General features: G+C 57.2%; 22 protein-coding genes. 12 read left to right on the top strand and 10 right to left on the bottom strand.

The features are described 5' to 3' along the window. Window positions 1-229: 229 nt before the first annotated feature. Genes LRS11_RS04670 through LRS11_RS04680 form a run of 3 tightly spaced genes read left to right on the top strand, consistent with a single transcriptional unit; the run spans window position 230 to window position 3,125 of the window. The gene (locus LRS11_RS04670) at window positions 230-1,351 is read left to right on the top strand and encodes a Re/Si-specific NAD(P)(+) transhydrogenase subunit alpha (RefSeq protein WP_260495743.1); all 1,122 of its coding nucleotides are present in this window, start codon (window positions 230-232) and stop codon (window positions 1,349-1,351) included. 11 nt (window positions 1,352-1,362) lie between these two features. Next, complete coding sequence (locus LRS11_RS04675; RefSeq protein WP_160077203.1) at window positions 1,363-1,677, top strand: NAD(P) transhydrogenase subunit alpha; 315 nt, start codon at window positions 1,363-1,365, stop codon at window positions 1,675-1,677. Next, complete coding sequence (locus LRS11_RS04680; protein WP_260495744.1) at window positions 1,677-3,125, top strand: NAD(P)(+) transhydrogenase (Re/Si-specific) subunit beta; 1,449 nt, start codon at window positions 1,677-1,679, stop codon at window positions 3,123-3,125. The genes LRS11_RS04675 and LRS11_RS04680 overlap by 1 nt, the downstream gene beginning before the upstream one ends. A gap of 62 nt (window positions 3,126-3,187) precedes the next feature. On the opposite strand, the gene LRS11_RS04685 is transcribed toward LRS11_RS04680, so the two are convergent. From LRS11_RS04685 to LRS11_RS04695, 3 genes are all read right to left on the bottom strand, one after another. After that, window positions 3,188-3,778: a class I SAM-dependent methyltransferase gene (locus LRS11_RS04685; protein WP_260495745.1), complete on the bottom strand. Its 591-nt coding sequence runs from the start codon at window positions 3,776-3,778 to the stop codon at window positions 3,188-3,190. A 336-nt stretch (window positions 3,779-4,114) separates the two neighbouring features. Continuing rightward, window positions 4,115-5,272: an acyltransferase family protein gene (locus tag LRS11_RS04690; protein ID WP_260495746.1), complete on the bottom strand. Its 1,158-nt coding sequence runs from the start codon at window positions 5,270-5,272 to the stop codon at window positions 4,115-4,117. Between the two features lie 7 nt (window positions 5,273-5,279). Then, window positions 5,280-7,154 (bottom strand): sulfatase, encoded by a 1,875-nt coding sequence (locus LRS11_RS04695; RefSeq protein ID WP_260495747.1) that lies wholly within the window; start codon window positions 7,152-7,154, stop codon window positions 5,280-5,282. 17 nt (window positions 7,155-7,171) lie between these two features. Here LRS11_RS04695 and LRS11_RS04700 point away from each other — a divergent pair, with 17 nt between their 5' ends. After that, window positions 7,172-7,966 (top strand): 2OG-Fe(II) oxygenase, encoded by a 795-nt coding sequence (locus LRS11_RS04700; protein WP_260495748.1) that lies wholly within the window; start codon window positions 7,172-7,174, stop codon window positions 7,964-7,966. On the opposite strand, the gene LRS11_RS04705 is transcribed toward LRS11_RS04700, so the two are convergent. The 7 genes from LRS11_RS04705 to LRS11_RS04735 all read right to left on the bottom strand — a co-directional run bounded on the left by LRS11_RS04705 (window position 7,943) and on the right by LRS11_RS04735 (window position 14,757). Further along, window positions 7,943-9,061, bottom strand: coding sequence for an acyltransferase (locus tag LRS11_RS04705; protein ID WP_260495749.1), 1,119 nt, complete (start codon window positions 9,059-9,061; stop codon window positions 7,943-7,945). The two genes, LRS11_RS04700 and LRS11_RS04705, sit on opposite strands and share 24 nt — an antisense overlap. Next, complete coding sequence (locus LRS11_RS04710; protein ID WP_260495750.1) at window positions 9,062-9,823, bottom strand: class I SAM-dependent methyltransferase; 762 nt, start codon at window positions 9,821-9,823, stop codon at window positions 9,062-9,064. Then, entirely contained in the window at window positions 9,820-10,941 is a 1,122-nt protein-coding gene (locus LRS11_RS04715; RefSeq protein ID WP_260495751.1) for an acyltransferase, read from the bottom strand. The genes LRS11_RS04710 and LRS11_RS04715 overlap by 4 nt, the downstream gene beginning before the upstream one ends. Window positions 10,942-11,021: 80 nt before the next feature. After that, window positions 11,022-11,993, bottom strand: coding sequence for a sulfotransferase (locus LRS11_RS04720; protein ID WP_260495752.1), 972 nt, complete (start codon window positions 11,991-11,993; stop codon window positions 11,022-11,024). Between the two features lie 108 nt (window positions 11,994-12,101). Beyond that, on the bottom strand, window positions 12,102-13,085 hold the full coding sequence (locus tag LRS11_RS04725) for a glycosyltransferase family 2 protein (protein ID WP_260495753.1): 984 nt from the start codon (window positions 13,083-13,085) through the stop codon (window positions 12,102-12,104). Next, complete coding sequence (locus tag LRS11_RS04730) at window positions 13,082-14,005, bottom strand: glycosyltransferase (protein WP_260495754.1); 924 nt, start codon at window positions 14,003-14,005, stop codon at window positions 13,082-13,084. Before LRS11_RS04730 ends, LRS11_RS04725 begins: the two co-directional genes overlap by 4 nt. Window positions 14,006-14,022: 17 nt before the next feature. Further along, entirely contained in the window at window positions 14,023-14,757 is a 735-nt protein-coding gene (locus tag LRS11_RS04735) for a sulfotransferase family protein (RefSeq protein ID WP_260495755.1), read from the bottom strand. Between the two features lie 129 nt (window positions 14,758-14,886). On the opposite strand from LRS11_RS04735, the gene LRS11_RS04740 reads away from it, so the two are divergent. From LRS11_RS04740 to LRS11_RS04775, 8 genes are all read left to right on the top strand, one after another. Beyond that, complete coding sequence (locus tag LRS11_RS04740; RefSeq protein ID WP_260495756.1) at window positions 14,887-15,642, top strand: ABC transporter permease; 756 nt, start codon at window positions 14,887-14,889, stop codon at window positions 15,640-15,642. A gap of 22 nt (window positions 15,643-15,664) precedes the next feature. Further along, on the top strand, window positions 15,665-16,417 hold the full coding sequence (locus LRS11_RS04745; protein ID WP_260495757.1) for an ABC transporter ATP-binding protein: 753 nt from the start codon (window positions 15,665-15,667) through the stop codon (window positions 16,415-16,417). 110 nt (window positions 16,418-16,527) lie between these two features. Beyond that, a complete protein-coding gene (locus LRS11_RS04750; protein WP_260495758.1) occupies window positions 16,528-21,459 on the top strand; it encodes a CDP-glycerol glycerophosphotransferase family protein in 4,932 nt (1,643 codons plus the stop codon). Continuing rightward, window positions 21,456-21,869 carry a glycerol-3-phosphate cytidylyltransferase gene (gene tagD / locus LRS11_RS04755; protein ID WP_260495759.1) on the top strand — a complete coding sequence of 138 codons (414 nt, stop codon included), beginning with the start codon at window positions 21,456-21,458 and terminating at the stop codon, window positions 21,867-21,869. The genes LRS11_RS04750 and tagD overlap by 4 nt, the downstream gene beginning before the upstream one ends. A 189-nt stretch (window positions 21,870-22,058) precedes the next feature. Then, window positions 22,059-22,961, top strand: coding sequence for a glycosyltransferase family 2 protein (locus LRS11_RS04760; protein ID WP_260495760.1), 903 nt, complete (start codon window positions 22,059-22,061; stop codon window positions 22,959-22,961). Between the two features lie 325 nt (window positions 22,962-23,286). Beyond that, complete coding sequence (locus tag LRS11_RS04765; protein WP_260495761.1) at window positions 23,287-23,601, top strand: DUF2388 domain-containing protein; 315 nt, start codon at window positions 23,287-23,289, stop codon at window positions 23,599-23,601. A gap of 222 nt (window positions 23,602-23,823) precedes the next feature. After that, window positions 23,824-24,147, top strand: coding sequence for a DUF2388 domain-containing protein (locus LRS11_RS04770; protein WP_312026995.1), 324 nt, complete (start codon window positions 23,824-23,826; stop codon window positions 24,145-24,147). Window positions 24,148-24,158: 11 nt separating this feature from the next. Beyond that, the gene (locus LRS11_RS04775; RefSeq protein WP_260495762.1) at window positions 24,159-26,102 is read left to right on the top strand and encodes a DUF4105 domain-containing protein; all 1,944 of its coding nucleotides are present in this window, start codon (window positions 24,159-24,161) and stop codon (window positions 26,100-26,102) included. The last annotated feature ends 73 nt before the right edge of the window (window positions 26,103-26,175 follow it).

Below are 26,175 nucleotides of genomic sequence, written 5' to 3' on the forward strand. Positions count from 1 at the left end.
GGGCTAGGCCAGCAACAGCGCGGCCTGCAGCTGGTATAAAAGACAACGACAGTACCTATAACTTGTAGTAATCGAATTTCAAAACTCCATAAATTCTTGAAGGCCTCGCCGTTCACCTGCAAAATGCCGCGCCCCGCCATTATCCGTGCGGGTTTGTGCTGATCCGCCCTCACCCGCGTGCCACCCGCAGTGCGCTGGTTCATCAAAACGATCACGCAGGAGAATTGAAGTGCACATCGGTGTTCCTCTCGAGACCCATGCCGGTGAGACGCGCGTTGCCGCGACTCCCGAAACCATCAAGAAGCTGATCGGCCAAGGCCATCAGGTGACTGTACAGACCGGTGCCGGCGTCAGCGCCAGCATTCCGGACAGCGCCTATGAGGCCGTGGGCGCAGCCATCGGCAACGATGCCGCCGCCTTCGGTGCCGACCTGGTGCTGAAAGTGGTCGCCCCGACCGAGGCCGAACTGGCGCACATGAAGACCGGCGCCGTGCTGGTTGGCATGCTCAACCCGTTCAGCAACGAGACCATCGCGCGCATGAATGCTCGTGGCGTCACTGCCTTCGCTCTGGAGGCCGCCCCGCGCACCTCCCGCGCGCAGAGCCTGGACGTGCTGAGCTCGCAAGCCAACATCGCCGGCTACAAGGCCGTGATGCTGGCCGCCAACCACTACCCGCGCTTCATGCCGATGCTGATGACCGCTGCCGGTACCGTGAAGGCCGCCCGCGTGCTGATCCTCGGTGCCGGTGTTGCCGGCCTGCAGGCCATCGCCACGGCCAAGCGCCTGGGTGCGGTGATCGAGGCTTCGGACGTGCGTCCGGCGGTGAAGGAGCAGATCGAATCGCTCGGCGCCAAGTTCGTCGACGTACCGTTCGAGACCGATGAAGAGCGCGAGTGCGCCCAAGGCGTTGGCGGTTACGCCCGTCCGATGCCGGCCTCGTGGATGGAGCGTCAGGCCAAGGCGGTGCACGAGAAGGCCAAGCTGGCCGATATCGTCATCACCACCGCACTGATTCCGGGCCGCAAGGCACCGACCCTGCTGCATGCCGCCACCGTGGCGGAAATGAAGCCGGGCTCGGTGATCATCGACCTGGCTGCGGCGCAAGGCGGCAACTGCCCGCTGACCGTTGCCGAGCAGGTGGTGGTGCAGCACGGCGTGACCATCGTCGGCCACAGCAACCTGGCGGCCCTGGTGCCGGCAGACGCTTCGGCCCTGTATGCACGCAACCTGCTGGACTTCCTCAAGCTGGTCATCGACGGCGAAGGCAAGTTCCACCTCAACCTGGAAGACGACATCGTCGCCGCGTGCCTGATGTGCCGCGATGGCAACGTCGTGCGCACCAACGGCTAAGGAGTAGAGACATGGAACTGATTTCCCCAAGCATCTACAACCTGATCATCTTCGTGCTGGCCATCTACGTGGGCTACCACGTGGTATGGAACGTCACCCCGGCCCTGCACACCCCGCTGATGGCAGTAACTAACGCCATTTCCGCGATCGTCATCGTCGGCGCCATGCTGGCCGCCGCGCTGACCGAGACCGTGCTGGGCAAGTCCATGGGCACCCTGGCCGTAGCTCTGGCCGCGGTCAACGTGTTCGGTGGCTTCCTGGTCACCCGCCGCATGCTGGAAATGTTCAAGAAGAAGGCGCCGAAAGCGCCGGTGGAGAAGCACTGATGAGCATGAATCTGATCACCCTTCTCTACCTGGTCGCCTCGATCTGCTTTATCCAGGCGCTGAAAGGCCTGTCGCACCCGACCTCGTCGCGCCAGGGCAACCTGTTCGGCATGATCGGCATGGGCATTGCCGTGGTCACCACCGTGTTCCTGGTGTTCAAGCTGGGCGCGCAAATGACCGAAGGCGGCGCTGCCAAGGGCCTGGGCTTCGTCCTGGTCGGCCTGCTGGTCGGCGGCACTGCCGGCACCATCATGGCCAAGCGCGTCGAGATGACCAAGATGCCGGAACTGGTCGCCTTCATGCACAGCATGATCGGTCTGGCCGCGGTATTTATCGCCATCGCCGCCGTGGTTGAACCGCAGTCGCTGGGCATCGTCGCTCACCTGGGCGATGCGATTCCGGCCGGTAACCGCCTGGAACTGTTCCTCGGCGCAGCCATCGGTGCCATCACCTTCTCCGGTTCGGTGATCGCCTTCGGCAAGCTGTCGGGCAAGTACAAGTTCCGCCTGTTCCAGGGCGCCCCGGTGCAGTTCAAGGGCCAGCACCTGGTCAACCTGGTGATCGGTCTGACCATCGCCGGCCTGGGCCTGGTGTACATGTTCACCGGCAACCTGCAGGCCTTCGCCATCATGCTGGCCCTGGCCTTCATCATCGGCGTGTTGATCATCATCCCGATCGGCGGTGCCGACATGCCGGTCGTGGTGTCGATGCTCAACTCCTACTCGGGCTGGGCGGCTGCCGGTATCGGCTTCTCGCTGAACAACTCGATGCTGATCGTCGCCGGTTCGCTGGTCGGCTCGTCCGGTGCCATCCTCTCGTACATCATGTGCAAGGCGATGAACCGTTCGTTCTTCAACGTGATCCTCGGTGGTTTCGGTGGTGCAGCTGAAGCAGCTGGCCCGGCCGGTGCCCAGGAAGCCCGTCCGGTGAAGTCCGGTTCGTCCGACGACGCCGCCTTCCTGCTGACCAACGCCGACACCGTGATCATCGTTCCGGGCTACGGCCTGGCAGTGGCCCGTGCCCAGCACGCGCTGATGGAGCTGGCCGAAAAGCTGACCCATCGCGGCGTCACCGTGAAGTACGCGATCCACCCGGTTGCCGGTCGTATGCCTGGCCACATGAACGTCCTGCTGGCCGAGGCCGAAGTGCCTTACGAGCAGGTGTTCGAGATGGAAGACATCAACTCCGAGTTCGGCCAGGCCGACGTGGTGCTGGTGCTGGGCGCCAACGACGTGGTCAACCCGGCCGCGAAGAACGACCCGAAGTCGCCGATCGCCGGCATGCCGATCCTCGAGGCCTACAAAGCCAAGACCGTGATCGTCAACAAGCGCTCGATGGCCAGCGGCTACGCCGGCCTGGATAACGAACTGTTCTACCTGGACAAGACCATGATGGTCTTCGGCGACGCCAAGAAAGTCATCGAAGACATGGTCAAGGCGGTCGATTAAGACGCTTTGCTCCAGACACAAAAAACCCGGCCATGTGCCGGGTTTTTTATTGGCCGATGACCTCAGCCACCCAAGCCATGCTTGTTGATGTGCTCAATGATCTTGTTATTGCGGGCCTGCCACTGGTTGAAAGCCGCCTCGAAGGCTGCCAGGTCCGGTACTTCCCCCTTAAAGGCGACCCCCACGATGGTGCTTGGAAAGTCTTCTGGACCATCAAACCCCACAAAACTGTGATTGAATCCTTTGAGCAGAGACCTAAAACCTTCGGGAGTGAAGCGCCAGTAGTCATAGGGGTAGGCATGAATAGGGAAGTTCATCACCGAGCTGATGATCAGCACACCGTTCTTTTGCAAGACACGATGCAATTCATCGATCGCCTTGCGTGGATATTCCACATGCTCGAGCGTATCCATGCAAATGGCCGTCCCCACCGACTCATCCAGCAACTCAAGGTGATGCAGGTTGAGTACTCGGTCGACCCCCTTACCCGCACGCATATCGCAACCGACATACTCCTGCCCTGGGAACAGCGGGCGCAGGTCTTCCAACTCGCTATCGTCATGCACCTGCAAAGCACCAAACTCAAAAATCGGCGCATGAAGCGCGATGGTTTTGTTGGTTAACTCAATAAAGCGTCTCAAGTGACTGCGCATATTGTTATAAGCCTGAACCTTAGCGATTGTTTTTGGTGGCCAAACTGGGTGCAAGCTCCTGAGAACACGTTCTACTAGCAGAACAGGGGCTTGCAGCAATGCCAGTGAAGCCGATTGTTGATGACCTGCGTACAGAGTGCTGCGACGGAAAACCTCTAAATCCCAGCGCTCGCTTCCATCCAGCCTGCGATCCCATGTGCTCAGTTTACAGCGCCATGAAGCACAGCTGCACTGTTGCCGGCCCGCAGAAAAATAAACTTACCCTACACGCCTCCCTTTGCCCGAGAGAAGTCCAGCGCCTTGGACATGGTTGAATGCACGCCTTATCGACGCAGTTCACATCCGCAAGTTGTCGGCTGGCGACTCAGAGTTAGGCTGTCGCGCTTGTTTCCACGACAAGGCTTTCAAACGCAGAAACGGCAGCTCAATATAACGATAAGTACAAGCCGACAAGGCAACTGCCACCAGCAGGATACCAATACCGAATAAGAGCTCCTCACCCCAACCAACTGGATGCCAAGGCAACCGCAGAACAGAGTTACTCTTAAGGAGGAAAAAAATCACTGAGCTGTGCAGCAGGTAAAAGGAATACGACCACAGACCAAGACGATGCAGAACTGGATTCACAAACAAACCCGCGCCCGGAAATTTGAAGTTCAATAGGGCAAAGACAAAAACAGACCACGCCAAGGCATCCCACAGGTAGTGCTCATACCAGAAGACATGAGCGTACGAGCCGAACTGGCGGCCCCGAAACTCAGCCATTTGATTGAGGACCAATAGGGCCATAACTACCAGGAGCAGGCCCACCCAAGGTTGAGCCCCCCAGCACCGCAGTACCGGACCAAAGCGTAGTTGCACCCACGCCAATGCAGCACCCACAGCAAATAGCGGCCAACGCCCTAATAGGCTATTTCTGTGATCCGCCCAAAAGCCCTGATCCAAACCGGATATGCATATCAGGAAATAGGCATAGCTCGCGGCCGGGATCAGTACCCAGAATACATGGCGCCAACCAGGATGGCGCACCAACCAGACAACTGCGGGTAACAGCAGATAGAACTGCACTTCAATGACCAGGCTCCACCAGACATTGCCCATTGGCGACAGAACGCCAACCCGCACCCCTTGAAAAAACAATGCTCCCAGCGCCTGCAACCATTGCCCACTCCACAAGGCGGCCAGCAGAACCAACAGGTAAAACATCGGCAGAATTCGCAACGCCCGGCGCAGTAGATATGGGCCGAGACGCAACGGAGCACCCTGTAGAAAAGGGCGACTCAGTAGAAACCCACTCAGCACGAAGAACAGCGTGACCCCCGCATCCCCACCGAACAGAAGCGCCACCACTGCCGGCAGGTTCTCAAAAGGCTGATAGCCATGCAGGCTACCCAAGTAGTGAAAACAGAAGACCAGCAGAATGGCTATGCCCCGCAGCGACTCAAACTCTGGCAGATGGTCCGCTTGGCTCGGGTGAACAGCATTTTGAGTCATGAGAGATTCACTTGTTGGTCATGCAGAGTAGTTGCTGGAAATCTTTCAGGCCGAAACCCTCCTGATTCGGTTGCAGAAACTTATTGATGACGACAGGCCGGTCGATCCACCCCGGGAAAACCCCGCGAGCATCCTGGCCGCCACCGATGAAAGTAGGCTGCGATAATCCAGCGGTACTACCAGGGCGTTTCAGGAGCTGCTCACTATCCATAATCTGCTTACCGTTCCAGTAAGCAGAAAGTCTGGCCTGGGCAGGCATGGGAAAAGGGAAGGTGTAATGCGCTTTCACATTCACACTGAGCACCAACCGATTGCAGGATGCCATCTCGGTAATAGGCTGACTGAACTGCTCTACCGCACCATGGACGATGCGTAAGCGGCGGTCGCGCAGCAACTGAACCCCCCACACACCAGGCTGCTCAATCAGCGTCATATCCCTATCCGTGGCGGCAGGCGCACTCAGAGAAAGCCCCATGCTGAAACCCTCGAAGACTGGTGCTCGCTGAAAATCACTGCCACGCAGTACTCCTGGCTCGCCCTGCGTACCCGGCTGCCAAGTGGTGGGGACCTGACGAGCCACACTTTCCCATTGGCGTATCAGAACCCTTGCCTCTTCGGGCTGATAGACGCGCCCCCCTTCAGAATTAGCAGCCTGCCCAATGGGTGGAGCAATCGCAGCTGAAATGAGTGGCGCCTGGAGCTTGCGATAGAACAAGCGCCCCTCTTCAAAACTTCGCCCTCCGTAACTCATGCCCTCAAGAAAGGCATCGGCAGCGAAGAAGAGATGCTTCGGCGACTGGTAGGGCTCCTTCCGCATCAAGCCAACCAGGCTTTTCCCATCGATATTCTGTGGTACCGGCCCCCCGGCCAGCTCAACCAGTGTGGGAAAGATATCCATGATTGTGGTGGCAGGAAGAATATCTTCATCCACGAAATGCTTGGGCCAGCGCAACAACAGCGGTGTGCGCTGAGCACCTTCGAGATAATTCCCCTTGCTGCCTTGGAACGGCCAGTTGTTATCACGGGCAATATTTGGGCCGCCGTTATCGCTGGCAAAGACCACAATCGTGTTGTCTGCCTGGCCAGACTCATCGAGAGCTTGCAGCAACCGTGCAATGTTGTGATCTAGCTGCGCCATGACGGCCAAAAACTTGCCTTCGGGGGTTGCAGGAAATTTGGCGGCGAACTGCGGCGAAGGCTGGTACGGCGTATGTGGCGAATACAGCCAAAGATTGATGAACCAAGGCTTCCCGTGCCCCATTCGCAATTGTTCGATGGCTTTCTCGGTAAGGATGTCATCGAGATAGCCTGCGTAGCGCTTGGGTGGTGCGCCGTTATCCTGCAGCCAGGGATTTATATGCGTCGGCCGGCGGCGAACCACCTCCCCGTGTGGCCCTGGCCCCTGCAGCACGAAATGACTGAGCATGCCGAACCAGTAATCAAAACCGTGCCTAGAGGGCTGAATTTCTGGATACTCAAGGGCTTCGCCCACATGCCACTTGCCAAGATGGATGGTGCGGTAACCCATACTCTTGAGCCGTTCAGGCAACGTGACAAGGTCAGGTGAAAGACCCAATCCGGTAGGTGCAAAACCTATCTTCATCGGCTCGCGGCCGCTAATGAGCGCCGCCCGGCTAGGCGAGCAGGTGCTATCCGTATAGTGCTGACGAAAACGCACAGAATCGCGACTGAGCTTATCGAGCGTTGGGGTAGGCGCCTGCCCATCACCCCAGCTGGCAATATCGTTATTACCCAGGTCATCGGTGAGAATCAGCAGGATATTCGGCCGCTGAGCTTGATCCGCATCATTGCCCGAACAGCCTGCACACAGCAGAATGGCCAGCAAATAAAGGCAGCATGCGGTTTTGAATGAACCCGCCACAATAGGACCCCTGCTAAATGAGTGACGCATTATTCCCGAAGCTGGTTGGCAATCAAGACACCCTGCCCGAAGCGGATGGTCTGTTGGTCAACTACCAAGCCCTGCAGAGCGCACAAGAGCAGCTCAGCGGGCTCTACCAGAGCAATCAGCCCTTCCCGCATATCGTCATCGACAATTTCCTTCCGCAGAGCACGATCGTCAAATTGCTTCAGGAATACCCTGAAGACCAGACCCTGCCAATCTGGAATGACGCCACTCACAAAGACAAGGAAAGCGGAGAATATGTACAGAAGGACAAACGCAATATTCGCGACCTCCTGCGCATGCCGCCGACGTATCGACAGTTGATCTGGGAGCTCAACTCACACTACTTCTTGAGCTTTCTGAGCAAAATGACCGAAATCAGCAATCTGATCCCCGACCCCAATCTACGAGGCGCCGGTATCCATCAGATTGGGCGTGGCGGATTTTTGAAGATCCACGCCGACTTCACCACCCATCGCGAATTTTCAATCGACCGCCGACTCAATCTCTTGGTCTATTTAAACCCGGACTGGAAGGACGAATATGGCGGTCATCTGGAGCTGTGGGACAAAGATATGCAAGGCCCACCCAAGCAGGTTCTGCCTGTAGCGAATCGTTGCGTGGTATTCAGTACTACAGCCACCTCCTTCCATGGTCACCCTCACCCTCTGACCTGCCCCAGTAACATCTATCGAAAATCCATGGCCCTGTACTACTACACCAATGGACGCCCCACTGGAGAAGCCGAACCGGTAGTCTCCACGCTATGGAAGGACACGCCTAACTAGCCCATCACGAGGAGCCCTCGCTCTATTCTTTAAACGCAAAAAGGGCTCCTCTACTAACTTGAATGATACCCACGCCAGAATTATCGAAAGTAGCAACGTAGCCACGAACGCGGCATATCTCTCCCAAGACCCCACTGCACCATGGCTCTTAGCCACAACAACTCCAATGAAAACTATTGGGTAATGCACAAGGTAGAGTGAAAAAGAAATTTTTGCTAAAAAATGGCCACACACACCGAACACAGTAGAACTGTTCTGTAGAAAAAGAAAAAATACACACCCCCAAAGCAGTGCTTCAGGAATTATGTCGAACGGTCGCACAGCGGCATAACCAGGACGGTCATTGACCGCTTTATCTTGCAAGAGCAAAGTCAAGAGAGCAAAGAACACCACGAACAGCCCAAGTCTTGCCATGCCTGAAGTCACCCGCAGCCGACCACTGACCACAATCAAAGCTATTACTGCACCCACAAAAAAAGCAGGCGCCTTAAATAATAAAGACGTAGTTATCCACGCATAGTCTCTGATATTGCCAGGAATAAGAAAGTGCGCACAATAAAAGTACAGCAAAGCCCACACAACGCCACACACCAACAAGACACGCTTTTTCAAAGCGAACAACAGAGGCACAAGCAAATAAAACTGAACCTCAGTCGCCAAACTCCACCACACGTTGCTATAAATGCTCAACTCGTTGCCGCTGACCAAAAACAACAGCGCGGGAATGAATTTTTCAAAGCTGCCAACTACAAGGCAACTTATGAACACGTAAAAATAATAGGTAGGCAATATCCTCAAGGCGCGCTGTTTAAAGTGTTCTAGCGTACTGTAGCTACGCCCTTCTCGCCCAGCCAAGATAAATGGCATAGATACAAGATAGCCACTTAGTATGAAGAAAAGCGTAACGCCGGTTCCCCCGGCATAAATAAAAATCAGAAGCGGGTTAAGCATTTCGCTGGGGCGCGAAAAAAATGCAGCATAGCCATGCATCACCACTACCAAAGTGATCGCAATAGCCCTGAGGTCATCCAACTGACCGAGTCTTTTATGCTGGGCTGTTGAAGGGGGCAGCGCGGCCCCCCCAGAGTCATTCACTTATTTAGCACCTTTAGCAACGGCAGCATTGCCAGCCAAACGCTTGAGCTTGCGCGTATTCTCTAGATGCTTGCTGGCATGCACATAGAACGCACGCAGTGCGGCATCGGATTTCTCGCTCTGATCCTCGAAGAGAACCTTGAGCAGCTCCGGATCCTGACTGCGATCGCCACCAGGCTTGCGCAGAACCCCAAGACCGAAACCATGATTGAAGGTGAAGGTTTCGTGCTGACCACGAATTTCGTCCCAGAACTTCCAGGCACCGAAGTCCTGCAGGCGCGCCTGGACATCATGGAATAGGATAATCCCACCCGGCTTGACCTTGGGGTACCAGTTGGCGAAGTCCGCGCTGACCGCCTCATAGGTATGGAACCCGTCGATATGCAGCAGGTCGATGGTGTCTTCGCTGAAATGCTTCAAGGCATCTTCGAAGAACATCCGCATCAGGTAAGAGAAACCGTGGTAGTGCTGACGGTTGTGGTTGTTGACCGAGTTGAATACCGACTCGTCGTACTTGTCGGTGTGCTCATCACCCTCGAAGGTATCGATGGCATAGCACAGGCCATCTATCTCGTTTTCCTTCATCGACTGACAAAAGGTGAAATAGGACAAGCCCTTGTGGGTGCCCAACTCGACCAGCATTTTCGGGCGCAGCGCTGCAACCAGGTCATAGCCAAACGGCAGATGATCAACCCACGTACTGAACACCATATGCAGGGGTTCAAAACGACGGATCGATGGCGGCATGTACACGTAGCTCATACTTTTATTTCCTGCGTAAATTTGGGTTGATGCAATTTGTTTTTTAGGGCAAGGGACGGTTTTTCAATTAACCAATACAGAATTTGTGCCAAGACAATGGAGAGCAGCAAGGTCAATAACACCCCGCCAAAAACATCAAAATCAAAGTGCTTTTTAACTAACTGCATGACTGGCATATGGACTAGGTAGAGAGAAAATGAAATACGGCCGCAATAGCGCGTCAGGCGGTTATCCAAAAAGCTGAAGCGCGGCTGCTCGCGCACAAGCATAACCCACATAACCGCACCCCATAGAAGCGCTTCCAATAAAACACTCCAAGGCGCATGCCAAATATAAACTGCCGGCCCCATGCGAGCGGCAGGAAGCAACAGCACTGCCAGTAAGAATAATAGCGCGCATAAAAATAATCGAGGGGCCCTCAACTTAAACCTCTGACCATCGCGCATGGACAGGACCGCCAAGAGCATGCCGACTAGAAATGCAGGCATCTGTCCGATCACCGAGAGAATTAAATGATACTGCACCTCGAACTCGAGCACACCTCTGTTGAAAAGCAGTTTATTGACAACACCTAGATAAAGCGCCAGGCAGATCATGGCCATTAAGACTAGAATCAGTCGATAATATCGGCTGCGCAGCCCAACGAAGAGCAAAGGTAGCAGCAGATAAAACTGGACCTCCGCAATCAAACTCCACCAAACAACACTAAAACTACCCAACTCATAACCACGAACACTTAATGACATCAATGGCAGCAACTGATCAAACTGCTGCGTAGAAAAAATACCGACCAAACCAACTACATAGTAGGGAGGGAGAACACGCAGAGCACGCTGAAGAAAGTAATGCCTCAACGATGGCAACTGCTTACGCTGCGCCGCATGAAAAAACGGCCGACTCACCAGAAAGCCGCTTAAGAGAAAGAATAGCGTTACCCCCGTGTTCCCCGCATAGAGAAAAGACAAAAGCAGAAAGTCACTCTGCATCTGCGATATCCCACTGACTCCTCCCCACACGTGATAGAGCAACACAAGGAGAATGGCCACTCCCCGAAGACCATCGAGAGGCCTGAAATGCTCCACCCGGTTCAAAAATTTGCCCGAGGAACGCGCGTGCATGAGTGCGGTCGCCCCAGAAAATAAATTCGCAATCCCTGCATTAATACAGGCACCATAAAATCAACCCAAAGGACTCAGACTCACATTTCATAGCCAAGCTCACCTAGATCCATACCTATCAACCTAGACAAACGTCTATTGGATTCAGCAAAAGCATTTTGCGTCAAAGCATCAACTTCTTGAGCCAGCCGCCGGTCAAGTGACCGAACCAAATACCCATCCCGCCTCAACGGCGCCCGCCATGTATTGCGGAAGCCTCTCCAGCCGTCACGATCTTTTAGCCAACCGCCGTAATTAAATGGCGTACTCAGCACCCACCTGTTCAGCAGACGTTGGATTTTTGTCTCAACTATTGTTTGCCCTTGATTGACCGTCTCATTGAACGGTAATTCCTTCAATTTTGTCGAGACCAGGGTATCCGGATAGGCCTTCATTACCTCCCCAACAAAAGCCTCAGGGTTATTTTTGAATAGTTCATAAGGAACGACAACTACCCGCTCCTTCGAAAACATTGCTTGATAGCGGGCAACTAAAGCGTCGTAACAGAGAAAGTCGAGATTGAACTGTGGAACGATATTTTCATCATGCGGAGCAAGGAAATCTTTGAGCTTGTGAGGTAACCCCCACGCAACAGCCGTGCTATACAGAGAGCGAATCATTTGTTTTTGCTCACGCACCACGATCAATATTCTGGCCTGGGGAAATGCCTCCAACAATCTCTGCGCGAGCAACTCCGCATCATATCCTCCGCAAAATAAATTTCCGACCAATGCCTCTGATGACACTACTGGAATCAGCTGAGCAGCCTGCTGATCCGGCAACAGCTTACGGGCTCGCGCTATAACAACATTGGCTTTTCCTTGGAGCGCATGACAATCAAAACGGAAGGGCTTCTTGGCCACCAAAAGCTCATGAATCACATCGGGACTCATGTATTTAATGAAACCCACCTCAGGAATAAATAAATTTTTCTGCAGCCACTTCGAGAGATTTTTCGGATACCCGATATGCAGCAACGGTGCATTATCAAAAAAACTCAGGTCTACGCTCATGCTCTACCATCCGAAATCACAAATCGTTTGATCGCATCAAGCTCACACAAAGCCTCAATGACTCGTCCGCTCAATCGCCTACTTATCCTACAACTGGCTTTGGCTTCATCAATTAGTTCGGGCATGCCTCTTTTTCAGCTGTTCGTCTGCATACATCTCTTCGTTACGTTCCGCGCAACGCTGTGCCCGATGCATGCCGCGCTCTACGGAATGCTTGAGGTAACGAAGAGCAGCCCCAGGAATCTTGCCCAACAAAATCGGCTCCACCGTAGGTGAGCGGAATGGTTGCCCCAGCAACTCTGTAAGCTGGTCATTCTGGCGTCGCAAAATAGCTTCACGCTTTTCCACTTCAGAGGTGGTCACCCCACCATGCAACTGATGAAACGACCCTTCGCCGGCCAACATGAAGGAGCGCGTACGCGGATGCATGGCCACTTTGCGATAGATGCACAGGTTCAGCGCTCCACCACCCGGCAGGTCAAACCGCTCATCCGCTTGACCAATCTCGCGAAATACTTCAGCCGAAGTGAACAGGCAGTTGCACTCCATGAAGGGATGGAAGATGCCGTTGGGATTCGCCCCGCTCAGGCAGGAGATGTCGAACAGGCTATAGCCATTGCGCTGCCAGTCGATCTCATCCAGCAGCGCCTGCTCCTTCTCCTCGGTATAATCATGGGTCAGGTGGAACTGCTGTTCGTTTTCACCGAGGTGGTAACCCGGCACGGCAACCATTGCGTCCTCACACAAGCTGAACGCCATCAGCACATTCTGCACGACCCCGGGCGTCACCATCCGCGCACCGTCGATCATCAGACCGATATAGCGACCACGAGCCTGGGAAAAACCAAAATTGATCGCCGCTGCAGGCGATACGCCTGGTTCGTCGCGCAGGAAGTAACGGAAGTGACCAGGTAGCGCGGCGACAGCCTCGGCATCCATGTTCCGGCGAGAACGGTTCTCCACCAGAATCACTTCATAGTCGTCGACAGCCACTCCTTGCTGATACTGCGGCCCGAGGCTGATCAGAGTGTTGAGCGCCTGACGCGGCATGTCATAGGCGATGACGATAATCGACAGCAAAGGCTGGCTCATGGCGGGCTAACCTTATCCAGCGAATGGCGGATGAACCGATAAACACTCGGGTGCGCGCTGCCAAACAGAATCGGTTTCACCGTAGGCGGCTTGCGATTGGCCCCGCGAATGGCAATGTCCTGGTCGTCCAACTGTTTGTAGATTCGAGCGCGCTCGTCCTTGAGGGTGCCGGTAGTCACACCCCCATGGAACTGGTGAAAGGAGCCCTCTGCGTACAGGAGGTAATATGGCGTGTCGGCGGACTCAAGCAGGCGCTTGTACAGATCAAGGTTGGCATTGCCACCCCCGAAATCGTCATAGCGCGGATTGACGCCACCAAGGGCCCTCCATTTCTTTACCGACATGCCGATGAAATTGCTCTCGTAATTAGGCTGAAAGAAACCACCCTGGCAAGACCCGCTGAGCACGGCAATATCGAACAACTTGTAGCCATCCTGCGGCCACTGGATGCCTTGTAGCAGACCGGCTTCGACTTCCTCGTTGTAACCTTCATTCACCGCCACCTGCTGCAGCTTGTGGCCTATGTGATAACCGGGGGCGGACACCGCAGCATTAGGCACCATACGGAAGACGTCCAGAGCCTGTCTGACCACACCCGGCGATACCATCCGTGCACCGTCGATCATGATCACTACATGACTGCCACGGGCCTGGGCAGCTCCGAAATTGATCGCATGCACGGGCGTACGCTGAGTCTCCTGACGGTGGAAGTAGCGCACGTTGGGCGCATGGCGCATGGCGCGCTCGGCACCGAGCAGGCGGTCTGAGTGGTTTTCCACGACGATGACTTCATAGTCTTCGGACTTGACCCCGCGCTGGTAACCAGGGCTCAGGGACAGCAAGGTCTTCTCAGCTTGATCCGGCATTTTGTAGACGATCAGCACGATCGACAGGCGAAGCTTGCGGCGAAACAGCAACATCGGGCGATTCCTTGAAACTAGCGGGCTAAGCCGCACAGCTCCTGATAGATGGACTGCAACTCATCCGGCAGAGGCTTATTCTCTTGCTGGTGGTGCTTAAGTTCGGGACTAAAGAAACGTTCGCCCTGCAGCGGGCGCAAGCCAACCTCAACCAAAACTTGATTGAGCTTGTCGTGCAACACGCTCTCATCCTCGTCGAAACAGAGCAACGGGAACGGCTGTTGGCGATACAGTTCAAGCAGGCGGCGGTTATAGGCCAGCCAGAGCGCGAAAGCCTTGTGTTCCGGCATGCCACCACGAGCATTGAGCGAACGAGCCACGGCCGAAGGATGACGAAAGATTCCGACGAACTGCAGGTCAGGCAGCAACGCCCGCCAACCCTCGACCAGCAACAGGGCACGCGGATCCTTGAAGCCCCAGTGCTCGACTCCACGGTAATCGGCAACCAACTTGCGCGCAGCCTGCACATCGACCGCGGTCCAAGGTAATGCCGTGGCTGGTGGGTTGTCCCAGGCCAGTCCGTGACGCGCTAAGAGTGCGTCATGAAATGCCACAATGGCCTGATTTTCACGATTTCCCTTGAGGTTGTGCGGGTTCCAGGCGCTGTACTGGCCAAGCTCGAGGCCCGCTTGCTGGAGCGAGCCGGTCAGGAAGCTGGTACCGCTGCGATGCATGCCGACGACCATCAACGGGCGACCAGGCGGATAGAGAAAAGCGAATGTGCGCCGGAACAGCGCTGAGATCGACCGCATGGAGTCCTCGTTGTTATTTGCGGGGAACAGGCCGTGTACTGGTTGGCTTCCCGCCCCAAGCCCCACGTACTCGAAAAGTGCTGCATTGTGTTTAAATGAGCGCCCCTTTTCAATCCGGTCATGTTGTAGATGAATTACAGGGCAATCGTCCTCTATGGGGTATACAGCGCCCTACGTACTGAAGTAGCGAAGCGCTTCCTCGGATTCCTCTGGTGGATCATCGAGCCCGTGATGTACATGGGGGTGTTCTATATCGTCTTTGGCCTGGGCCTGCGCCAAGGAGGGCCAGACTACGCTCCGTTCCTCCTCTGCGGCCTTATTGCCTGGAAATGGTTCGAAGGCACGGTACGCCAGGCCGGCAGCTCTATCGGCATGAACGCCGGCCTGCTGCAACAAATCCATGTACCCAAATGCCTTTTCCCCCTGATCCAGGTTCTGAGCAATAGCTTCAAGTTCCTGATCGTGCTGGCACTGTTGGTGGTGTTCCTGTTGGTCCTCGGCAAGCCGGTGACTCCGGCCTGGCTCGCCCTGATACCCGTACTCTTGACCCAGCTGGTACTGATCATCTCGGTCGGTTTCTTCCTCGCCGCGATCATTCCCTTTGCCCAGGACCTTAAGCAGGTGGTCGACAACCTGCTGATGCTGCTGATGTTCATGTCCGGTATTTTCTTCAGCGCCGAGCAGGTTCCTGAATCCATGCGGTTCATCTTCGAATTGAACCCCATGGTGGTGCTGATCGCTGCCTACCGCAGCATTCTGCTGGCAGGGCAATGGCCGCAATGGGACCAGCTGGGCTATGTGCTGCTGGTCTCCGCCCCACTCCTGCTAACAGCAGGCTTAATTTTCAAGCGCTTCGAGCGCCATTATCCAAAGCTAATGCTGTAGGACCACCATGACCGGCCGAATCATGCTCAGCGCCCAGAACGTGGGTATTTCCTATCGCCAACGCACCGGGTTGCTCAAATACGAGCGCTACTGGGCGCTCAGCGATGTCAGTTTTGAGCTCCATGCAGGAGAGACACTGGGCGTGATCGGCTGCAACGGCGCAGGTAAAAGCACCTTGCTGCGCATGATCGCCGGCATTATCGACCAGGATCGCGGTCAGCTCTGGCGCCAACCGGGTGCGACAGCCAACTTGCTAGCCCTCAATGCGGGCTTCAAGCCTGAGCTGTCCGGCCGTGAGAATGCAATGTTCAGTGGCTTACTGCTTGGCCTTTCGAACCAGCAGATCAGCGAAAAACTGGATGAAATCAAGGCCTTCAGTGACCTCAAGGATTTCTTCGAGCGGCCTGTCGGAACCTATTCGACCGGCATGCGGGCACGACTGGGCTTTGCCGTGGCCATTCATGCCGATCCAGACATCCTGCTGATCGACGAAGTGCTCGGCGTGGGTGACGAAAGCTTCAAGATCAAATCGCATGCAGCGATGAAAGCCAAGATCAACTCGGACAAGACCGTGGTGCTGGTATCACACAGCATGGCGGCAATCCGCAGCCTATGTGACCGCGTCCTGTGGCTGCATGAGGGGCGATCGATAGCCTGCGGCGAGACCAACTGGGTGATCGACGGCTATCTCGAGACCATTCGTACAGCCTTGCGCAAGCAGCGCCTGCAAGAAAAAGAGCAGACGAGCACAGCTGCAACCAGCCAACCCATTTAGAACAACAGGGCCCGCCACGCTTGGCCAAGACCTGACCCGAGATACGCATGATAACGACGCACAAGAAAGTCTTCGTAGTTCTGGGCATGCATCGCAGCGGTACCAGCGCCATGACCCGAGCCCTACAGGTATTGGGTGTTGAGCTCGGCAACAACCTAATGCCTGCCGCAGCGCTCAACAACGAGACCGGCTTCTTCGAAGATCTCGACATCAACGAACTCAACATCGAGATTCTGAAAACGCTCGGGTATAGCTGGCACAGCCTCGCCTGCGTTGACCTGACTGATCTGCAAAATATCGACCTCAGCACGCTACGCCAGAAGGCCGCTGCCCTGCTGAAAGAGAAATTGCAGAACCACAGTTATTTTGGCCTCAAAGATCCCCGCATCTGTCGCCTGCTGCCGTTCTGGCAAACGGTCTTCGCCGAGCTGAGTCTCGATGTTCATTACCTGATAGCCAGTCGTAATCCGATCAGCGTCGCTCAGTCCCTAGCCAAACGTGATGGCTTTGAGCTGGAAAAAGGCCATCTGCTCTGGCAAGAGCACATGCTCAACAGCCTGCGGCTCACCACCGACAGTTCACGGATTGTGGTCGACTTCGATCAGCTCCTTGCTCAGCCCGACAAGCAGCTCGGCCGAATCGCCCGCCAATTCGGTCTGACATTCGACCCGGCAAGCGTTCATTACCAGCAGTATCGCCATGAGTTTCTCAAGGATTCACTGCGCCACACCCTGTACAGCATTGATGAGCTCGAACACGCCGGGGAAGCTTCCAGCCTTAGCCGCGAGCTGTTCCGCCTACTCAGTCGACTGGCAGACGATAACGCCACGCAAGGCATCGACCTGAACACCCTGCATCTACAGCAGCAGGCTCTCAGCAATGCCTTGCAGCTGATTGACAAGGGAGAATCCAAAGCACGCAGCCTCAAGGCCAAGGCCGAGCAACTCAATGGCCAACTGCAGCAGAAAACCCAGCAATTGCAGGACAAGGGACAGTTGCTGCAGGAGCGGGATCGGCAGTTGCAGGAAAAAATGCGAGATATCCAGGGAAAGGATCAGCAACTGCAGGGAAAAATGCGACATATCCAGGACAAAGATCGGAAGCTCATTGAGCTCGGACACACGATCAACCAGTTGAAAGCGCGCAATCAGACTCTGATCGCCGAGGTACTCCAGTACAAGCAGTCCACCAGCTGGCGCATCACCGCTCCCATGCGCCGCCTCGTTACACTGGGCACGCGGCTCAGAGCCCTTAGCAGCAAACTGCGCGGGCTTATCAACAGTGCTGGCGGCCCTCTTCCCCTCCTGCAGAAACTGCTGAGCATTTACCGCCTGGAAGGTCGTCACGGTATTCTGCAGCGCGCTCGCCTGTACCGGATGAGCAAGGTCTCGTTCGGCGCCAACTGGCCGGGCAAAGACTTCGCCCTCAGCAGTGCTGCCCGGCAACAACAAGCCGAGTCAACAAATCGCGCCAACCCGCCAACGCTTTCCGCGCCGGCTCAAGCAGAAGCCCAGCCCATTAGCCAGAGCCGTCTGAAACTGGCTATTGCCGTGCATGTGTTCTATCCGGAACTGTGGCCAGAAATCGCCCGACGTATCCGTAACCTACCATTCGCCTACGACCTGTTCATTACAGTTGCAGCAGAGTGCAGAGCGGCTCTGGAAGAGCAGCTCGTCGTCGATCCTCTGGCGGCGGAAATTGTCGAAGTGCCCAACCAGGGTTACGACATCTTGCCCTTCATTACCCTGCTGCCACGTTTGCAGGCAGGCCAGTACGACCTGGTTTGCAAAGTGCACAGCAAGAAGGGCAGCGCCAATCTGGAGCAACTGCATCCGGAGCTAGGCAACCTGTGGTTGGACCTGCTACTGGACCCACTACTGGGCAGCGAACAGGTGGCCCGAGATGCCGTGCTGGCCTTCGAGCGTGATGCCCAACTGGGTATGCTCGGCTCCGCCGACCTGTACAAGTCGGCCGCGCGCTTGATGTATGGCAACGAAATTCCTGTCACACGTCTTCTGCAACAACTGGATCCGACCCGTGACCCAGCGCACGACTGGGGCTTCTTCGCCGGCAGCATGTTCTGGGCACGTCTCGATACACTCACACCACTGCTCACACTGGAGCCGCTGCTGAGCGAACTGGACAACGCCGCGACACTGCGTACGGGTACGCATGCCTCGGCATGGCATGCGATGGAACGTATTTTTGGCCTGCTGCCTTCTTTGACAGGTCAGCGCGTGGCGCTGTCCTACGCCACGGATCTTATTCGACAAAATCATGCCGTCCACCTGCAGGAAGCGGCGAGACCATCGCCCTATGGCATCGGTCTGACCCTGGTGGCAGAGAGTCGCATCCAGCAATATCAGAGCTTCCTCGCAAGCCAGCCCGGTTTTGATGCGCACTATTACGCGGCTAACACTCCTCAGGCCGCAGAACTCGGCATGCTGCCGCTGACACACTTCCTGCGCTATGGCATCTATAGCGGACAGTGTCCGAGCGCCAACTTCTCGCCCGGTCTTTACTGGGACGAGCACCGTGACGTGCTGCTAAACCGCCAGAATGCCTTGGTTCACTATATCCAGCACGGACGCAAGGAAGGTCGCAGCAGTTTCCCGGCGCAGAACAACTCTGAGCTTATCTGTGAACAAATCGCAAAGTCCGGCCTGTTCGATGCCAAGCACTACAAGCGCAGCAATCCTGATGTTCTGGCCGCGCGCATAGATCCTCTGCAACACTTCTGTAAGCACGGCTATCTTGAACTGCGCAAACCGAATCCGGACTTCGACCTGGAATGGTATCGCCGCGAGCACCTCGATGCTTTCCTCACCCCGATCAACCCACTGCTGCATTACGTCAACAGCGGTAGCAAACGTCGGCTACCAACACGCCCGAAAGCCAAGGCAACTGCCGCCACCGGTATGCGCTATGCGCCGGGCCAGCAGCCACGTCGTATCTGTCTGTTCGCTGGCTATGACCCACACGGACTGATCGACGACTATGTACTCGACTACCTGAAAGCCCTGAGCAAGCACGCCGACATTTATTTCCTCAGCGATGCGACCATGCCTGCCAGTGAACTGCAGAAGCTCACCGGCCTGGTCAAAGGGGCCTGGGCGATTCGCCATGGGGAGTATGATTTCGGCTCCTACTCGCGCCTGGCGCGCTTGCTGGTCGGCTGGGACACGATCAACAGCTATGACGAGCTGATTCTGGCCAACGACAGCTGCTACCTGATCGACAGCCTGGACCCGGTCTTCGCCGCCATGGATCGCCGGCAATGCGACTGGTGGGGCATGCAGGCAACCAAGGGGCTGTCCGCGACGCGCCATATCAAAAGCAATGGCTTCAAGCAGAAGATCCCGCTGGCCGAGGTCAAGCGCAAGCTGCTCACGCGTTTTGAGCAGGACGACTTTTACGACTTCCACTTGGGCGCCTATTTCCTGGTCTTCCGCCAACCCGTCCTGCAGGAAGGCAGCCTGGCCAAACTTCTCGACGGCGTGAAGAAACAGCCGAACAAGAAGGCCATCATCCAAAGCTATGAGATCGGCCTGACCCGCACCCTGATCAACCGCAAGTTCGAGTTCGATACCTTTATCGACTCGCTGCACCCGTTCCATCCGATTTATACCGAGCGTCACTTCGATCTGGTTGCCGAAGGCATGCCACTGTTCAAACGCTTCTTCCTAACGGAGAACCACTACCACGTGCCGGAGCTTTGGCGCTGGAAGGAGCGTCTGCTCGAGTTGCGGCCGAATCTCGATCTGGCACCGTTTGAGAAAAACCTGGAGCGAGTGGCTCCCGCGGACAAGCTCTACAAGAGCCTGCACATCCCCCACCCAAATGCGGCTGCCACCGAGCAGGATGCGTTGCTCGATGCTGCCAGCTTCCTGCAACTGGACGGCAAGGTTGCCAAGCACGACAACTGGTGGGCCTTCCCGGTGTGCGCCTATGACCACTCACTGAGCGGCAATGATCGTGCAGTCTTCGAGGAAGTACGCAACGATCCCAACATCAAGAAAGTGATTCTGACGCGCAGCAAAGCGATCGAGCTCAGCGGTGAAAACATCGAAGTGCTGCCACTCGAAAGCCGTCAGGGCCAAGAGCGCCTGCTACGCTGCAAGTACGTGTTCATCAAGCACACCCCGCGCGAGAATGCCCTGTATCCCCTGCGCGCCGACCTGCACCGTTTCATCAATCTGTGGCACGGCATTCCACTCAAGCGGATTGGCTACGCCTCACTGGATCTGAAGAACAAGCTGGTCGCCGTGGCTGATCAGCACAGCCGCTGCCACTCAGTCATCAGCTCGTCGAAGATCGACCGCATGGCAATGGCCTCGGCGTTCTACCCCCTGAGTTTCCACCATGTCTGGCTGACCGGACTGCCGCGCAACGACTTCATCCTGCGTGAAACAGAAAAGCTACCCGTTGATCTGCGCACGGACCTGGAGCGCCTGCAGGCGCAACTGGCTGGCAAACGACTGGTGTTGTTCGCGCCGACTTTCCGTAACAACCAGAGCGATGGACACTACCCCTTCAGCCAGGCCGAGCAAGACCTGCTGGCGGCCTGCCTGAACAAGCATGGGGCAGTACTGGGCATCCGTGAGCATATGGCGGCCAAGGCCAACAGCTACTTCAGCGCACTGCAGGAGTTACCTACCCTGCAGCTGGGCAACGCCCAGTTCAGCAACATCGAAATGCTCTACCGTCAGGCCGAAATCCTGATTACTGACTACTCGAGTTGCTTCATCGACTTCATGCTCACCGGCAAGCAACAGATCTGCTTTGCCTATGACCTGCAGTCCTACGCGCAGAGTGAACGTGGCCTGTTCTACGACCTGGATACCGTCTTCCCGGGCCCAATCTGCGAGGAGTTCAGTAGTCTCCTGCAAGCGCTCGACAATGCCTTGAGCAATGACACCAGCACACTGGATCCGGACTACGCGCTCAAGCGCAAGATATTCTTCGACTTTATCGACGACTCAAACGCTGCACGTGTCGTCCAGCACGTACAAGCCGAGTTCATGGAGAACGCCAGCGCATGAAAACCGTCATCACTTATGGCACGTTTGACGTATTGCACGCCGGACACATCAATTTATTACGGCGTGCCCGCGCCCTGGGCGATCGTCTGATCGTGGCCCTGTCTACCGATGCCTTCAACACCGGCAAACACAAATCGGCGCTGCTCAGCTATGACAACCGCAAATCGGTCATCGAATCCATTCGCTACGTGGACATGGTAATTCCGGAAACCTGCTGGGAGCAGAAAGTCACCGACGTCCAACTGCACGGCGTAGATATTTTCGTGATCGGCGACGACTGGCAGGGCCACTTCGACTTCCTCAAAGACCTCTGCGAGGTCGTCTATCTACCGCGGACAATGGGCATATCGTCCACGGAAATACGTCAGGATATGCGACAGAACGAAGCCCTGGCACGCCTGGAAAGTTGACATGCCCATCGGTGCGACAAGCTGCTCTTGCGTACCCGAATGCACTCCTGAAAGATGTAGCCTCGGGGCCAGACCAGCCCTACCCGATAATCAGAATAAAAACACTCGGAACCAGGGATGACAGCTTTTCCAGATAGCCAGCACGGTACGATACCAGGCATGCCAACCCCGGCCTCGTTGAGAGTTGCCGTGCTGCTGTCGACCCACAACGGGGCGCGATTTCTGCGCGAGCAACTCGACTCGATCATCGCGCAGACCCACGCCAACTGGCTTATCGTGGCATCGGATGATGGCTCTACGGACGCCACCCTGACAATTCTGGAGGACTATCGAAACAAACTGGGAGCCCAACGCCTGCAAATCAGACGCGGCCCCTGTCGCGGTTATGCGGCCAACTTTCTCTCGACCGCCACCGATAAATCCATCGAAGCCGACGCCTTTGCCTTCGCCGACCAGGACGACGTATGGCACCCGGACAAACTAGAGCGGGCCGTGTCTTGGCTGTGTGAACAACCCCAGGAGCAGCCCAGCCTCTACTGCTCACGAACCCGACTGATAGATGCGTCGGGAGACCCGATTGGTTGCTCTCCGCTGTTCAGCAAACCACCGTCATTTCGCAACGCCCTGGTACAGAGCCTAGCCGGCGGCAATACCATGGTCTTCAATCGTGCCGCCCGAAATCTCCTGGCCGAGGCCGGTACGCCGCCTATCGTGTCGCATGACTGGTGGTTCTATATGCTGATAACCGGCTACGGTGGTTTGCTCCACTACGATCCCAGCCCCAGCATCGATTATCGGCAGCACGGAGCCAATATCATCGGCTCTAACCTGAGCCTGTCCGATCATCTGTATCGGCTCCGGCGCCTGCTTTCCGGGCACTTCCAGAGGTGGAATGAGATCAACCTGCGCGCCCTATCACTGCACGAAAACCTGCTGACCGAGGAAAACCAGAAAGTCCTGATCCATTTTGCCCAAGCCCGCCAAACCTCTTGGCTTGATAGCCTGCGCACGCTGCTCAGCTGCGGTATTTACCGCCAAACCACACTGGGCAATCTTGGACTGGCGGCGGCCGCACTACTGCGCAGGATCTGATCGCTGCGCAGATACAATTCAGCTCACCCGTGGCTACAAAAACAGATCATGACGCTCTCCCCTTGTTTCCCGTGCACGCCCGGGAAGGAAGCGCGTCTGGGACACCTCCTCAGGCAATTCGACCCACCCCACACTAGGTAAGCCCCTTGGGCACTGCGCCTGCTCGCCAATAGCGGAATCAGCTCTGCAGAGCGCCAGATAGAGCTGGAAAACCCCTTCTGGCACTGAGCCGGCATCGCCCTGACCGAGCATGTTGCGCTAGGCTTATGGCAACCACCGGAGAAAGCAATTCTCTGGGCAACACAATTCTGAACAGGAGTTCAGCATGCCTCGCACCTACCTTATCGCCGCCGCTCTGTTGATGCTGGCCAGCACCGCACAAGCCACCAGCTTCGTGGTCACCACCGACACCCTCGGCAGCGCCACAGTGGGGACTACCGATACCACGTCCGATATCTCATCATCCTTCGGTGACGACAAGATCGTGCTGGCCGCGCGTGACGATGCCGCCAGCTTCGTCGCCAGCCAGGGTGAGATCCGCGGCGCGCGCCTGGAAGCCGCCCTGCAACACATTCGCCAGCAGGTGCCACAACTGCAGGCCGATGATCTGCAACTGGCCCAGGCCATACTCATTCTTTGATGGCTGCCCGCACCGGCTTAAGTCGGACACGCCTCCATGAGAGCCGATTTATCTTCAATGCAGCTCAGCTTTAGCCCATCGTGGCTAAAGGCGCTCCTATAGAAATACCAGCAGACTGGCGCTGTCCTGCGTGAACGCCGTCGCGGCAGCGGGTGATCGGACTTGAACTGGCGCAGGCTATTTTCGTCCAATAGGCCGGTTCCCTGCTTATCTGGAGTTGTCATGCGTAACCTGTTGCCCACCCTTCTCGCCGTCACCCTATGCATGAGCGCCGTCAGCGTCCAGGCGCAAACCCTGGTCGCCACCAGCAACATCATCATCCGCGCGCTGGACCGCAGCTTCGACTTCACCTCCGACACCACCACCTCGATCCGCGATATGAAAGTCGTGCGCGCCGCCCAGGACGATGCCGCCAGCTTCGTCGCCAGTGCCGGTGACATTCGTGGGGCAGAGCTGGAGGCCGCGTTCGCCACCCTGCGCGAACGCCTGCCGGAAGCCCGCGACGCGTCCGACCAGGAACTCGCCGAAGCCATCCTCGCCCTGTGAGGACAAGTGCCGTGCGCTGGCTGCTGGCCCTGCTGCTGGCAACCGCCACGGCGGCCCAGGCCGAACTGCGCCTGCACCTGGACAGTGACGGGCTCAGCGCCGCCGAACGCCAGCTCAGCCAGCAACTGATCGACGAGGCCCTGGCCACACTGCCGCCCAGCTTTATCCAGCGTCTGGATCGGCAAGTGCGGGTGCGCTGGCAGGACGACCTGCCGGCCAACGCCTACGGACGCATCACCCGTCTCGATGCCCTGAGCCTGAATGCCAACCTGCTGCCGCGCCTGCTCGACCCGCAGCAGGCCAGCGCACCGAGTGGCCGCCCCCACGGCACCCTGCGCCGCGAAGTGCTCGCCACCATCGTCCACGAGCTGACCCACCTGTATGACCGCGCACGTCTGTGGCCGGCTGCCGAACAAAACCTGCTGCAACGCTGCCAGGCCCGTGTATCCAGCAGCGGTACGGTCGGCCTGGCGGATCAATGCCGCGGCCAGGATGCGCGACGCTTCAGCCTCAGCGACGACCCACGCCTGCTCGACCTGGCTGGCTGGCAACAGGCCGTTGGCAAGCGTGGCAAGCGCGAGCAGGGCAACGGCCAGAACAGTCGCAGCCCCGACCTGTACGAGCTGAGCAACCCGCGCGAGTTCGTCGCGGTGAATCTCGAGTACTTCCTCCTCGACCCGAGCTACGCCTGCCGCCGCCCGGCCCTGCAGCGCTACTTCGCCGCCCATTTCGCCTGGACGCCGGCCAAGCAGCAGACCTGCGCCGACGGCTATGCCTATCTCAACGCCGGCCGCGACTTCGCCCGCCAGCCGCTTGGCCAGCTCGATCCTGCGCGGGTCTACGAAGTGGACTACCTGCTCGCCGAACCCAACCAGCAATGGGCCAGTCGCTGGGGGCACAGCATGCTGCGCCTGGTGATCTGCGCGCCGGGACGGCCGCGCGGCCCGGATTGCCGGCTGGACCTGCAGGAACACCTGGTGCTGTCCTACCGCGCCTTCGTCGGCGACGTGCAGCTGTCCAGCTGGGACGGCCTGACCGGCGCCTACCCCTCGCGCCTGTTCGTCCTGCCGCTGGCCCAGGTGATCGAGGAATACACCAAGGTCGAGCTGCGTGGCCTGGTATCAGTACCACTCAAGCTGCAACGCAGCGAGCTGGAGCAACTGGTCGAGCGTGCTGCCGAGCTGCACTGGAGCTACGACGGCGACTACTGGTTCCTCTCCAATAACTGCGCGGTGGAAACCCTCAAGCTGCTGCGCAGCGGCAGCGGCCGCGACGAGCTGCAGGCCCTCGACAGCATCATGCCCAACGGCCTGCTGGATATCCTCGACGGCCGCGGCCTGGCCGACCGCAGCGTGCTGGCCGACCCGCGCGAGGCGCTACGCCTGGGCTACCGCTTCGACTCCTTTCGCGACCGTTACCAGGCCATGTTCGCCGTGCTACGCGCCCAGCTGCCGGTGCCGCAGGAGCAGGTCGAAGACTGGCTGCAGCTACCGGCCGAGCAACGCCGCAGCTGGTTCGCCCGCGCCGACCTGCGCACCAGCGCCGCCCTGCTGTTGCTCGAACAGGCCGCCCTGCGCCGCCAGCTTCTGCTGGCCCAGGAAGACCTCAAGCAGCGCTACCTCAAGGCCCGCGAACAGCAACAACCGGGTTTCGGCGAAGCCGACAGCACGCTGCGGCAGATCCTCGCCAACAGCGGCTTCCTCAGCCGCCCGGCGGAGCTGCTCGACGCTGGCTACGGCCTACCGCAACGCAGCGAATGGCAGCGTCTGGAGCAGGAGAGCACGACGCGCCAGCAGACCCTGCGCCAGCTCAGCGACGACCTCGACCGCGAAGTGCGGCGCCTGCTCGAACCGCAGCGCCTGGCCGAACTGGAGGCCGGCGAGGCTAACCTCAAGCAGCTCGGCACGCACCTGCGCACACTGCACAAGGCCGGCGGCGGATTGGTTTTGCCCTAAAAGCGCGGCGCTTATCCTGTAGAGCGGGTGAACGCCGGGCTAGAGCAACGCGGGTTTCACCCGCCCTACACAT

It is taken from the genome of Pseudomonas sp. J452 (genome assembly GCF_024666525.1).
In the GTDB taxonomy this organism is placed as follows: Bacteria; Pseudomonadota; Gammaproteobacteria; order Pseudomonadales; family Pseudomonadaceae; genus Aquipseudomonas.

What these genes read in the sequence shown, in the direction of transcription:
- LRS11_RS04745 (WP_260495757.1), top strand. Translation starts at nt 15,665, where the DNA reads ATGCTCAGCGCCCAGAACGTGGGTATTTCCTATCGCCAACGCACCGGG.
- LRS11_RS04715 (WP_260495751.1), bottom strand. Translation starts at nt 10,941, where the DNA reads ATGCACGCGCGTTCCTCGGGCAAATTTTTGAACCGGGTGGAGCATTTC.
- LRS11_RS04765 (WP_260495761.1), top strand. Translation starts at nt 23,287, where the DNA reads ATGCCTCGCACCTACCTTATCGCCGCCGCTCTGTTGATGCTGGCCAGC.
- LRS11_RS04725 (WP_260495753.1), bottom strand. Translation starts at nt 13,085, where the DNA reads ATGAGCCAGCCTTTGCTGTCGATTATCGTCATCGCCTATGACATGCCG.
- LRS11_RS04720 (WP_260495752.1), bottom strand. Translation starts at nt 11,993, where the DNA reads ATGAGCGTAGACCTGAGTTTTTTTGATAATGCACCGTTGCTGCATATC.
- tagD (WP_260495759.1), top strand. Translation starts at nt 21,456, where the DNA reads ATGAAAACCGTCATCACTTATGGCACGTTTGACGTATTGCACGCCGGA.
- LRS11_RS04685 (WP_260495745.1), bottom strand. Translation starts at nt 3,778, where the DNA reads ATGCGCAGTCACTTGAGACGCTTTATTGAGTTAACCAACAAAACCATC.
- LRS11_RS04680 (WP_260495744.1), top strand. Translation starts at nt 1,677, where the DNA reads ATGAGCATGAATCTGATCACCCTTCTCTACCTGGTCGCCTCGATCTGC.
- LRS11_RS04700 (WP_260495748.1), top strand. Translation starts at nt 7,172, where the DNA reads ATGAGTGACGCATTATTCCCGAAGCTGGTTGGCAATCAAGACACCCTG.
- LRS11_RS04740 (WP_260495756.1), top strand. Translation starts at nt 14,887, where the DNA reads ATGAATTACAGGGCAATCGTCCTCTATGGGGTATACAGCGCCCTACGT.
- LRS11_RS04735 (WP_260495755.1), bottom strand. Translation starts at nt 14,757, where the DNA reads ATGCGGTCGATCTCAGCGCTGTTCCGGCGCACATTCGCTTTTCTCTAT.
- LRS11_RS04675 (WP_160077203.1), top strand. Translation starts at nt 1,363, where the DNA reads ATGGAACTGATTTCCCCAAGCATCTACAACCTGATCATCTTCGTGCTG.
- LRS11_RS04710 (WP_260495750.1), bottom strand. Translation starts at nt 9,823, where the DNA reads ATGAGCTACGTGTACATGCCGCCATCGATCCGTCGTTTTGAACCCCTG.
- LRS11_RS04750 (WP_260495758.1), top strand. Translation starts at nt 16,528, where the DNA reads ATGACCCGAGCCCTACAGGTATTGGGTGTTGAGCTCGGCAACAACCTA.
- LRS11_RS04730 (WP_260495754.1), bottom strand. Translation starts at nt 14,005, where the DNA reads ATGTTGCTGTTTCGCCGCAAGCTTCGCCTGTCGATCGTGCTGATCGTC.
- LRS11_RS04770 (WP_312026995.1), top strand. Translation starts at nt 23,824, where the DNA reads ATGCGTAACCTGTTGCCCACCCTTCTCGCCGTCACCCTATGCATGAGC.
- LRS11_RS04690 (WP_260495746.1), bottom strand. Translation starts at nt 5,272, where the DNA reads ATGACTCAAAATGCTGTTCACCCGAGCCAAGCGGACCATCTGCCAGAG.